Below are 11,494 nucleotides of genomic sequence, written 5' to 3'. Positions count from 1 at the left end.
TTGCAAAGCTCTTTAACACTTTGCAATACGTTGAATTTTATCGGGAATGGATTTCTATGTTGTGTAGAGAATTTTATTTCAGGAATTCTTATGAAAGATGTGTTTGTGTGAATGTTAAGATTGAATATTTAAACTTCTATTGATACAATTTTCGAATAAAATAATGACTTTAGATATCCCCATAAAACGGCTTCAAGTTTTTTTACAACCCTGATAATCGATTTGAAATTAAAAATATAAACTACTCTAGCCGGTGTTATGGGTATTTTGATGAAGCTATAAATCAAAAGTTTAAAGATGTATTGTTTCAAAAAGATTCACAGAAACGGGCGTAAAGAATTGAAAAATGGTAAGTTTGTTTAGTGAAAAAACAGGTGTAACAAATGTAGCAGAATTCACTGTTTCCGAAATAGCAGGGGCCCTAAAGCGTGTTGTTGAAGAAAAGTTTGGTTATGTACGGGTACGTGGGGAGATATCAGGTTACCGTGGTACTCATGCTTCGGGACATGCTTATTTTGCTTTAAAAGATGATAAGGCACGGTTGGAAGCTGTTATTTGGCGTGGAATGATGGAAAAGCTCAAATTTCCTCCTGAAGAAGGGATGGAAGTGATTGCTGTTGGTAAACTTACGACGTATCCAGGATCATCGAAATATCAAATTGTCATTGAGGCTCTTGAACCAACAGGGATTGGTGCTTTGATGACACTCCTTGAAAATCGTAAGAAAAAGTTTTTAGAAGAAGGCTTGTTTGATGAAGCTAAGAAAAAAACTTTGCCTTATATGCCTCGAATTATAGGCGTTGTAACATCACCAACAGGTGCTGTTATTCGTGATATTATTCATCGTATATCCGATCGTTTTCCGTTGCATATTTTGGTTTGGCCTGTACGTGTTCAGGGGGAAACAAGTGGGAAAGAAGTGGCTGTTGCTGTTGAAGGTTTTAATGCGTTGCCTTTAGGAGGAGTTGTTCCTAAGCCTGATCTTATTATTGTTGCACGGGGAGGGGGAAGTTTAGAAGATTTGTGGGGGTTTAATGACGAAGCTGTTGTTCGTGCTGTTTATGAATCTTCTCTTCCTGTTATTTCTGCTGTTGGGCATGAAACGGACTGGACCTTGATTGATTATGTGGCTGATTGGCGTGCTCCAACTCCCACCGCCGCAGCAGAACGGGCTGTTCCTGTTAAGCTTGATCTTGAGGTGCTGGTGGCATCGCTTGGTGCACGTTTGCGCAAGGGACTAGCGCGTTATTTGGATTTTTATCGACAAAAATTGCGAGCTACTCTACGAGCTCTTCCGACTGCCGATCAACTTTTTGCTCTACCACGGCGTGGTTTGGATGAAACTTCAAGTCGATTGCAGCGTGCTCTTTGTGTGAGCTACGATAAAAAACGTTTTTCTTTTCATGCACTTGGTGTGCGTCTTTCACCGCGTTTGTTAAATAGTGAAAAAGCACAACGCAATACAAAGGAATATACGGCACGTCTTCAGCGTGCTTTTGTGCGTAGTGTGGAAAAACAACGTGCTGGGTTAGAGGTAGTATCTAGGCTTTTAAAAAGCACTTCATATCAGAATATTTTGGAGCGCGGTTTTGTTTTGGCTTTGGGGAAAGAGAATAAGCCCATTAAACGCTTGGCTCAGTTTCCAGAAACGGGGCACATAAATTTACGTTTTTTTGATGGAGATATCAGTGTTGCAACACAAGAGCCTATTTCCGCTAAACGTTCAAAACACAAGCAAATAAAGTCGCCTAGCGATGATCAAGGAATGCTCTTTTAATACGGGGGTTAATGCCATGCTTGCGGAAGGTCTTCTTAAGGGAGTGGATGGAAAAGTTCGTTGCGCATGGGCTGGAACGGATCCACTTTATTGTGCTTATCATGATACCGAATGGGGAAAGCCTATTTTTGAGAATATTCGTTTGTTTGAGAAAATTTGTCTTGAAGGTTTCCAAGCGGGACTTTCTTGGTTTACAATTTTAAAAAAACGCTTTTTTTTTCGCATTGCATTTGATCACTTTGACTTTGAAAAGATTGCTCATTATGATGAGCTAAAGGTGCAAATGTTAATGCAGAATAAAGACATTGTTCGCCATCAAGGAAAAATTCAATCAGTGCTTAATAACGCATTGAGAGCACAAGAAATTATAACAGAGTGGGGAAGTTTGTCCCACTATTTTTGGTCTTTTCAGCCACCACCATCAGAGCGTTATGAAAAAGTAGATTTTCAAACACTGTTGGCTAACCCTATGACACCTGCTTCTCTTCGTCTTTCTCAAGACTTGAAGAAACGTGGCTGGACATTCGTTGGTCCCACAATTTGTTATGCTTTTATGCAGTCCGTAGGGATTGTTAATGATCATCTTGAAGGATGTTTTTGTCGATAAATTGGCAAACTGTCTTTTGTAAGAGTAATGATCAATAGGATAATAATTGAATTATTTAATAAATGTATAGATTATACAATTTCACTGTATAAGATAATTGAAATATACAAACTATACAATATTAATGATTTTCTACTGTTGTTGGCACTAAAAACGATAAAGGTATAATTTTGAGGATGAAAAAACAGACGCCAAAAGGAGTGATACCTTAACTGTTATGTATCTGAAGTGAGATAATGGTAATATCTTGTATGTTTTAAAGAAACATTTAGTACACCAAAACCCATTTCGCGGTGGCGCCTGTGAATGGTACAACGGTAAATCCATTGAGCACTTCCATCTTTACGCTTATGAAGGAGTAAATCGGCACCATCACACACTTTACTAGCTCTCAATGTTGTGCAACAGTCTTTGGCATTTGTAATGGTTGAGAAGAGTTTTTTTTATTTCTGTTAATGACATGACCGTTATAATTAATGAATATTTTATTCATGCTTATTGACGAATGCAAAGTGGTTTTTAGATGGGGTGCTGTTGTTGCATTGTTTTTCTTTGCTTGTATGACTGTCGGTTTATTTATATGTAGGTCGATTGCTCAATGCTTACCTAGGTAATAAAAATAAAATACAGCGATGAAAAATTGAAGTTAAATGACTCAAGCTGCTTGTGTTGGGTTTTATTATCTGATAGCTTTCCTCTATTAGTAGAGTGATCTTGCCGCGTGTGCGCTCCAATTTTTTGGAAGATGATTAAGCTCATGCAGGCTTGTATCCACTACATTGCTTCGTTGAATCTCTGTATGTTTCCGCTGGAAACGAGAGTTCTGTTGCTGTATGTTGTTTTATGCTCTATTTTTATAGTGGCAAAGCAATGATGCACACTAAAGTTTAGAAGGGTTTATATTCGTTATGTCTTTAGGGGGGAAGCGTCTAATGAATTTTGTTTTTATCAATGGGGGAATGCATTTTAGTGTGTATTCTTTTATTGTAAGCTTTATTTTTCAAAAGATAAAGCGTGGAAGGAATGATTCTTCTCATTTTTCCTTTATCTTTGTTAACGCGTTTGGTTTTGTTGGTAAAAACGTAAAACTTTTGACACTTATTTTTCAAAAGATTAAGCAGCTTTTTGTGGGGGATAGCGTTTTAGAAAAGATATTTTCTTATGTCTTTCTGCTATTCCAGTGTCGTTTTTGTCATGTAGTAAAGATGCGCCGCATCTTGAAACTGAGTGTTTGAGGGGGATAACTATTTTTAAAGTTTGCATATTTTATTTTAAATATCGCCTAAAGGAATAGAATAATGAATTCATAAATTTTTGCGTAATGATTTTTTAAAGCTCACTATTTTTTGGGGCGATAAGGCTTATTGATGATTAATAGGGAACTGATATAGTGCATTATCATATGCAAAGAAAGGTTATGAAAAGAATGTAATACTGGTTAGCAAAACATATATTGTATGTTCGCTATGGTTTATTGAGACGTAAGTCAATGAATTTATCAAGTAGATGACTCTGTGTAGGTGATTAAAAATATAAGAGATTAGAACGTATTTATTCAATGTTATAATTATAAATTTGCTATATTATTTCAGCGTCATTAATTGATAAAAAATAAATAAAGGGAAAAGTTTATGAACTTGAAGAAAACAATATTGAAAAGTAGCAGCTCTCTTGTTGCTGCTCTTATGGCTTTGGGGGTAGTTGTACAACAGGTTTCAGCAAAAACACCGGCTAATACCCTTGTGATGGCTTGGAATCTTGATGCAATCAGTACGTTTGATCCCGCCCAAAGCAATGATGTTTATGCAAGTGAAATTATTTACAATATTTGTGATAACTTGGTGAGTACTGCGACAGATGATCCTGCTAAAATAGTTCCTGCTTTAGCAACGCATTGGGATGTTTCAGGTGATGATCACAGTACGGTGATTACTTTTCATTTGCGTGATGGTTTGAAGTTTAATGATGGCAGATCAGCCAATGCCAATGATCTTGTTTGGGGTATGAAGCGGATTGTCAAATTGAAGATGGGTAATGCGGCAATTTTTAATGAATATGGAATTGTAGAACAAAATGTTGATGATGCTTTGCAAGCTCCTGATAAGAAAACAGTTGTGATGAAATTTGATAAGCCTTATCCAGCAGAGCTTATTCTTAATAATATTGTTGCAAGTCCTGCAACAGCTTTGCTTGATCGTAAGACGATTATGAAACACGAAAAAGATGGCGATTTTGGAAATCAGTATTTGAAGAGTCATGCTGCTTGTGTTGGTCCTTATCAGTTAAAAAGTTGGCGCCCTAGAGAAGCTCTTTTGTTGCGTGCAAGCTCTCACTATTGGGGACAAGCACCTAAACTGAAGCAGATTTTAATTCGCCATGTTGCAGAGCCCGGAACACAACGCTTGTTGTTGCAAAAACATGATATTGATGTTGCTCGTAATTTGACACCTGAAGATCTTGCAGATCTGCAAAAAACAACAGATGTTAAAGTTGAAAGAGTGTTAGTGCCAACTATGATGTACTGGGGATTCAATACGACGAATCCTATTTTTGCTAAGGAAAAAGTACGCTTGGCGATGCGTTATCTTATAGATTATGAAGGTCTAGGCAAGAAGCTTCTTAAAGGGATTGGTGTTCCACGGGCCAGTTTTATTCCTCTTGGTAATTTTGGGGCTTTAGATGAAAAAGAGGGGCAACCCTTTAAGCTTGATATTCAAAAAGCAAAACAGCTTTTAGCAGAGGCCGGTTATCCGAACGGATTTGAGGCAAATTTTATTGTCTCAAACACTCCTTATACTTTGTTACTTGCTCAATCACTTCAAGATAGTGCTGCACAGGCGGGCGTGCGTCTTAAAATTGAACGTGTAGCAGGTACACAGTTGTTTTCAAAAGTGAATGCACGGGCTTTTGATACGGCTTTTATCGGATGGAATAATGATTCTGTGGATCCTCATACAATGGCTTCACGTCTTATTTTCAATCCAGATAATCGGTTTGAGGCTAGAAATACAGCCTATCCTAGTTGGAAGCATGGGTATTTTGATGCCAAGATGAATAAAAAAGTTGAAGAGGCGCTGTTTCAAAAAGATCCGCAAAAACGGGCACAACTCTATGCTGATTTACAACGTGAACTTATGCAAAAAGGACCTTATGCGTTTATCTTTCAACAATATAGCGTTGTCGCGATGACGCCTGATGTCAAAAAGTGGGTTTGGAATAGTGCACCGCGTATTTTTTATAGTGCAATTGAAAAATAAGTGTGTCTTTTTAATGTTGTCAAAGCTAAAAAGAGCTTAATCATAATTGCATGATGAAAATATTCTCCCATATAAAAGCTCTTCAGTTTTTTAAGGATGAAATTGTGAGGGATGTTTGTGCAGTAGCAGTATATAATTAAGATCATTTATAGGGAGCGATGAATATAGAAAGTTATATTGGGGAGGATCTTTGTTTATAGTTATAGATTCTCTGCATCCAGAATATAGACTGATGTATAAGAAAATTATTTTATAGATGCTTAGTTTGATGAAATGAAATTGATGTCTAATGCTATGCTATTTAAAAGATGAAAGAGCAAAATCAAAATCACTTTGTGTGAAAAGGTAGAAGAATACAAAAGGAAGAGATAAAATGGGAAAACAAAGAATATTGAAAAATTTTTCTATTTTATTAAGCTCAATCGTTTTTTTTAATGGGGCTGTAACATCGGCATTCAGTGCTTCATCTAAAGATATATTGGTAATGGCGTGGAATATTGATTCAATTAGTAGTTTTGATCCAGCGCAAACTGTTGAGGTTGTGACGAGTGAGTTATTGACGAATATTTGCAGCGCGTTAGTGCAATATGACGAGCATGATCCTACAAAAATTCGCCCTGCTATGGCAAAGTCTTGGGACGTTTTAGATAATGGCAAAAGAATAGTTTTTCATCTTCGTGATGATTTAAAGTTTAATGACGGAAGGACGGCTACAGCGCAAGATCTGGTATGGTCGATGCGACGGATTATTAAATTAGGATTAAGCTATGCTCAATCTTTAATGGATTATGGGTTTACCAAAAACAATGTTGAAACAAATATTCAGGCACTTGATGATAAGACTTTACAATTAAAATTAGATAAACCCTATCCTATTCAGCTCATATTGACTGTTATTGGACAATCTTATGCTTCTGCTTTGCTTGATCGGGAAACAATTGAGGCACAGAGTATTAACGGTGATATGGGGAATAAATATTTAGCAACACATTCAGCTTGTGTTGGACCTTATAAATTGGTGAGCTGGTCTCCAGGAGATAAAGTTGTATTAGAGGCGACACAGCATTATTGGGGCGATGTGCCTAAAATTAAGCAGATTGTTGTGCAGCATGTAGCGGATTCATCAAGTCAAAGACTTCTTTTGGAAAAAGGTGATGTGGATATAGTGCGTGATCTTTCTTCAGAGGATATTTTAGATCTTGAAAAAAAGGGAGAACCAGTCAAAATTAGTCGTGTTTTGCGTCCGCAGATTATTTACCTATCGTTAAATAATAAGAATGCAATTTTTGCGAATGAAAAGGTCAGACTGGCACTTCGTTATTTGGTTGATTATGAAGGTCTTGGAAACACTGTTTTGAAAGGAATTGCTATTCCTAGGGCAACTTATATGTCTTTAGGTGTTCCAGGTGCTTTAGATGAAAAAGAAGGTTTGCCTTTTCAGTTGGATTTGAAAAAAGCAAAACAACTGATTACTGAAGCTGGTTATCCTAATGGGTTTAAAGCTAATCTTTTAGTTGGAAGCCTTAGTTATATGTCGTCTGTTGCACAGTCTATTCAAGCCAATGCACGCAAAATTGGTGTTGAGCTTACAATTGAAAAAATGGCACAAAATCAATTGTTGAGCCGTGTACGTGGTGGAAATTATGATACTGCACTTATGGGGTGGGGGAGTGCTGATCCTGATGGACATCCTGCTTCATTAAATCACGTGTTTAACCCTGATCCAACATTTACAAAAAAGCACAATATGTATTTAGCTTGGCGCGCTGGGTATTATGATGAAAATATTAATAACATGGTGATGGATGCTTTGTTTGAGCAAGACCCCAATAAGCGCATTGTGCAATATCGTACTTTACAGCATTATGTGTTAGAGCATGGTCCTATGGTTTATTTATTTCAGACATATTATACCGTTGGTATGGGACCTGATGTCAAAAAATGGATTTGGAACAGTTATAGACTTTATTACAATGAAGCAGAAAAATAAAAGAAGCATGTTATAGAGAAGGATTGTAGAACATGCTTCATAAGAGGTTGTTTCGTTATATAAAAAGAGGTATTTGCTTTATGTTTTGTCGCTACAGAGGGGATTTTTATAATGGTTTTGCCACTTTCAGAGACTGAAAGAGCTGTATCAGAAAAGCAGAAAAAATTATTTTTATGGGATTTTTTATGCAAAGGATTGAAACTTCTTATTTCAGTTTTTATCACATTGCTTGGGTTGGTGACGATCACTTTTTTTCTTGGTCATCTTCTTCCTCTAGATCCGGTTCTGTCTATTCTTGGTGATAATATCAGTCAGGAAGCTTATGATGCAATGTATTATAAGCTGGGTCTTGATAAGCCGTTGATTGTCCAATATTGGAAGTATCTTCATAATGTATTTTTGTTTGACTTTGGAGATGCTTTAACTTCTGGGCGACCTGTTCTAGCCGATATTATGCGTGTATTTCCTGCAACATTAGAGCTTGCAACCGTTGCTATTGTTATTGGCACAACTCTTGGAATTCCATTTGGTGTTTTTGCAGCAATGTATCGCGATTCATTTATTGATTATGTTGTCCGTGTTTTTACACTTGTAAGTTATTCTACTCCAACGTTTTGGCTCGGATTAATGGCGTTGTTAATATTTTACGCCAAGCTTGGCTGGGTTGGTGGCCCAGGACGTATTGATTTTCTTTATGAATATTCTTTTGAACCAAAAACAGGATTTTTCCTTTGGGATACGGCAAGCCAAGGACAATGGGAGGCTTTTGGTAATGTTTTTAGTCACGTTATTATGCCTGCTTTGATCTTGGCTTTCGGTGCTATGGCTTATATTAGCCGTATGACTCGTGGGTTTATGATTGAGCAGCTTAATCAGGAATATATCATTACTGCACGTGTAAAGGGATTATCGTGGGCGCGAACCGTTTGGGGGCATGCCTTTCGAAATGCTGCTGTTCAAATTATTACTGTTGTTGCGCTTTCTTATGCTTTTTTATTAGAAGGGGCTGTTTTAACGGAGACAGTTTTTGCTTGGCCTGGTTTTGGACATTACTTGACAAATGCTCTTTTAGCCGGAGATATGAATGCAGTTGTAGGATGTACTTTACTTGTAGGATTTATCTTTGTCGCCATTAATTTATTTTCTGATTTGCTTTATCGCATTTTTGATCCAAGGACACGTTGAATATGACAGTAAGTAATCATCATAAATCGCAATCATCATCTTCTTTGGGTAGTTGGTTAAACGATCCTGTTCCAAACTCCATAATTCAAGCGAACATACAAAGAATTTATCACGCACTGGCTAAGTTTTTTCATAACTTTTCGGCTGTATTCGGTCTGCTTATTATTTGTATTATTATCATATGTGCATTTTTTGCTCCTTGGATTGCTACGCATGATTTTCTTAGCAATGATCTAGGGCATCGGTTGCAGCCACCCTCTATGGCGCATTATTTTGGAACAGATGAATTGGGACGTGACATTTTTAGTCGCCTTGTTTTTGGTTCCCGTATCACTCTTTATGTTGTTTTTCTTACAACAGTTATTGTAGGTCCAATAGGGCTTATTGTAGGAACTGTATCTGGTTATATGGGCGGATGGGTTGATACTGTGCTCATGCGTATTGTCGATATTTTTCTTGCTTTTCCAGGTTTGATTTTAGCTCTTGCATTTTCAGCCGCATTGGGACCGGGGATTGAAAATGCTTCTATTGCAATTTCAATTGCAGCATGGCCGCCAATTGCACGTTTAGCACGTGCTGAGACTTTGACAATACGTTCTTCTGATTATGTTTCTGTAGTTCGTTTGCAAGGGGCCTCTGCTTGGCGAATTATTTTGTTTCATGTTGCGCCCATGTGTATTCCTTCAGTGATTGTACGATTAACTTTGGATATGTCTGGAATTATTTTAACGGCTGCTGGTCTTGGTTTTTTAGGGTTGGGAGCTCAACTTCCAAGTCCTGAATGGGGTGCGATGCTTTCTTCAGGGCGGGAATTTATGATGACAAATTGGTGGTTGGCGGCAATACCAGGCTGTGCAATATTATTTGCAAGTCTTGCTTTCAACCTTTTAGGTGATGGTCTTCGTGATGTATTGGATCCACGCAATGGGTAATAAATTATTAGAAGTAGAAGATTTACGTATTTCTTTTCCTACAACGCGCGGCATTTCAGAAGTTGTGCGTGGCGTTAGTTTTTCTGTTGGAAAAGAAAAAATTGGAATTGTTGGTGAATCCGGATCTGGAAAATCGATGACTGGGCGCGCAATACTAAGGTTAAGTCCAAAAGCAGCCATTGTTAAAGCTAAAAAAATGCGCTTTGAGGATGTTGATTTATTGGCCGCAAGTGAACCTCAGATGCGAAAAATCCGTGGGAAACGTATTTCAATGATTTTACAGGACCCCAAATATTCACTTAATCCATTAATACGGATCGGGGAACAGATTATGGAGGCTTACCGTATTCATTATCGTGTTTCAAAAGCTGAAGCGCGGGAGCGCACCATATCTATGTTAGAATCTGTTCATATTCGTGATCCTGAACATGTGATGCGTCTCTTTCCTCATGAAATATCTGGGGGGATGGGGCAGCGTGTGATGATTGCAATGATGCTCATTCCAAAACCTGATTTAATTATTGCCGATGAACCAACATCTGCACTTGATATTACGGTTAGACGGCAAGTTTTATCCGTATTAGATGAACTTGTTACAAAGTCTGGAACGGGACTTATTTTCATTAGTCATGATTTAAATATGATTGCTGATTTTTGTGATCGTATTTTAGTGATGTATGCGGGCCGTGTGCTAGAAGAGTTGCCTGCTTCTGATTTGTCTCACGCTTGTCATCCTTATACAAAGGCGTTGCTCGCGAGTTTGCCACGGCTTGATAATCCAGTTGATATTTTGGCTGTTCCTGAGCGTGATCCTGATTGGTTGTATAATCCTACGATTGTTAATGGTGTTGAGGAGGTTCCTCATGACAAATTGTGAGAATATTATTGATGTTTCTAATTTATCTGTAACTTTTGGTCATAGGCATAAGGCAGTAACAGTTGTTAAAAATGTTAATTTTCATATTAAGCGTGGTGAAGCTTATGGTTTGATTGGTGAATCCGGATGTGGAAAGTCAACTATTTTGAATACATTGGTGGGGCTTATTCCAGATTATAGTGGAAAGTTTCTTTTTGCTGGACAAGAAGTTGAAAAGAAAAGAAGTAAGGATTTTTTACGCTGTATTCAAATGGTTTTTCAAGATCCTTATGCTTCGCTGCATCCAAGAAAAATGGTCCATACGGTTCTTTCTGAATCGCTCAAAATCCATGGGATGGATAATCAAAGAGAGCGGGTAGAGGATGCTTTAGATTCCGTTGGTTTAGATTCTTCATTTCTTTATCGTTATCCTCATGAGTTGTCTGGAGGGCAGCGTCAGCGTATTGCTCTTGCACGTGCTTTAATTATTGAGCCAGAGGTGTTATTGCTTGATGAGCCAACATCTGCATTGGATGTGTCGGTACAGGCTGAAATTTTAAACTTGTTGAAATCATTGCGCGTGAGAAAAAAGCTTACTTATTTAATGGTATCCCATGATCTTGCTGTTGTTGCACATATTTGTGAACGTGTTGGAATTATGCATAAAGGGATTATTCTTGAAGAGCTTAGCAATGATGAATTGCGTAATCTACATGCGCAACACGATTATACAAAGGAGTTTTTTGAAGCAAGTATAGAGCCTATTGTCCATAGAGAGCAAAGAGCATGATCCATTTTACAGAAGAGAAAATGCAATTTTATTTGTTTTGAAGTTTCTGGTGATGTTTGGCGGTATTGTTAAGAGGGAAGGGCATAATAGGATTTTTCCA

At 37.6% G+C, this 11,494-nt stretch carries 9 protein-coding genes; 8 read left to right on the top strand and 1 reads right to left on the bottom strand.

Annotation, left to right across the window (positions count from 1 at the left end):
• Positions 1 to 346 precede the first annotated feature (346 nt).
• Both xseA and ACFILU_RS01900 read left to right on the top strand, forming a co-directional pair.
• On the top strand, positions 347 to 1,777 hold the full coding sequence (xseA, locus tag ACFILU_RS01905; protein WP_273790727.1) for an exodeoxyribonuclease VII large subunit: 1,431 nt from the start codon (positions 347 to 349) through the stop codon (positions 1,775 to 1,777).
• The gene (locus ACFILU_RS01900) at positions 1,755 to 2,384 is read left to right on the top strand and encodes a DNA-3-methyladenine glycosylase I (protein WP_273790728.1); all 630 of its coding nucleotides are present in this window, start codon (positions 1,755 to 1,757) and stop codon (positions 2,382 to 2,384) included. The genes xseA and ACFILU_RS01900 overlap by 23 nt, the downstream gene beginning before the upstream one ends.
• 215 nt (positions 2,385 to 2,599) lie before the next feature.
• Here ACFILU_RS01900 and ACFILU_RS01895 read toward each other — a convergent pair whose 3' ends face one another.
• Positions 2,600 to 2,764, bottom strand: a complete 165-nt coding sequence (locus ACFILU_RS01895) for a hypothetical protein (RefSeq protein WP_375674496.1) — start codon at positions 2,762 to 2,764, stop codon at positions 2,600 to 2,602.
• A gap of 1,251 nt (positions 2,765 to 4,015) precedes the next feature.
• Here ACFILU_RS01895 and ACFILU_RS01890 point away from each other — a divergent pair.
• From ACFILU_RS01890 to ACFILU_RS01865, 6 genes are all read left to right on the top strand, one after another.
• Entirely contained in the window at positions 4,016 to 5,641 is a 1,626-nt protein-coding gene (locus ACFILU_RS01890) for an ABC transporter substrate-binding protein (protein WP_375674494.1), read from the top strand.
• A 373-nt stretch (positions 5,642 to 6,014) separates the two neighbouring features.
• Entirely contained in the window at positions 6,015 to 7,631 is a 1,617-nt protein-coding gene (locus ACFILU_RS01885; protein ID WP_375674493.1) for an ABC transporter substrate-binding protein, read from the top strand.
• Positions 7,632 to 7,742: 111 nt separating this feature from the next.
• Entirely contained in the window at positions 7,743 to 8,816 is a 1,074-nt protein-coding gene (locus ACFILU_RS01880) for an ABC transporter permease (protein ID WP_375631682.1), read from the top strand.
• A gap of 2 nt (positions 8,817 to 8,818) precedes the next feature.
• Positions 8,819 to 9,748: an ABC transporter permease gene (locus ACFILU_RS01875; protein ID WP_273790732.1), complete on the top strand. Its 930-nt coding sequence runs from the start codon at positions 8,819 to 8,821 to the stop codon at positions 9,746 to 9,748.
• Positions 9,741 to 10,625 carry an ABC transporter ATP-binding protein gene (locus ACFILU_RS01870; RefSeq protein WP_273790733.1) on the top strand — a complete coding sequence of 295 codons (885 nt, stop codon included), beginning with the start codon at positions 9,741 to 9,743 and terminating at the stop codon, positions 10,623 to 10,625. The genes ACFILU_RS01875 and ACFILU_RS01870 overlap by 8 nt, the downstream gene beginning before the upstream one ends.
• Complete coding sequence (locus ACFILU_RS01865; protein ID WP_273790734.1) at positions 10,612 to 11,394, top strand: ABC transporter ATP-binding protein; 783 nt, start codon at positions 10,612 to 10,614, stop codon at positions 11,392 to 11,394. The genes ACFILU_RS01870 and ACFILU_RS01865 overlap by 14 nt, the downstream gene beginning before the upstream one ends.
• Positions 11,395 to 11,494 lie beyond the last annotated feature (100 nt).

The organism is Bartonella sp. CL100XZDX, from assembly GCF_042195375.1.
Lineage (GTDB): Bacteria > Pseudomonadota > Alphaproteobacteria > Rhizobiales > Rhizobiaceae > Bartonella.
This window is presented reverse-complemented; position numbering and strand designations above follow the sequence as displayed.

Bases quoted from the DNA above. Each gene is read 5' to 3' on its own strand.
- xseA (WP_273790727.1), top strand. From the start codon at position 347: ATGGTAAGTTTGTTTAGTGAAAAAACAGGTGTAACAAATGTAGCAGAA.
- ACFILU_RS01900 (WP_273790728.1), top strand. From the start codon at position 1,755: ATGATCAAGGAATGCTCTTTTAATACGGGGGTTAATGCCATGCTTGCG.
- ACFILU_RS01890 (WP_375674494.1), top strand. From the start codon at position 4,016: ATGAACTTGAAGAAAACAATATTGAAAAGTAGCAGCTCTCTTGTTGCT.
- ACFILU_RS01885 (WP_375674493.1), top strand. From the start codon at position 6,015: ATGGGAAAACAAAGAATATTGAAAAATTTTTCTATTTTATTAAGCTCA.
- ACFILU_RS01880 (WP_375631682.1), top strand. From the start codon at position 7,743: ATGGTTTTGCCACTTTCAGAGACTGAAAGAGCTGTATCAGAAAAGCAG.
- ACFILU_RS01875 (WP_273790732.1), top strand. From the start codon at position 8,819: ATGACAGTAAGTAATCATCATAAATCGCAATCATCATCTTCTTTGGGT.
- ACFILU_RS01870 (WP_273790733.1), top strand. From the start codon at position 9,741: ATGGGTAATAAATTATTAGAAGTAGAAGATTTACGTATTTCTTTTCCT.
- ACFILU_RS01865 (WP_273790734.1), top strand. From the start codon at position 10,612: ATGACAAATTGTGAGAATATTATTGATGTTTCTAATTTATCTGTAACT.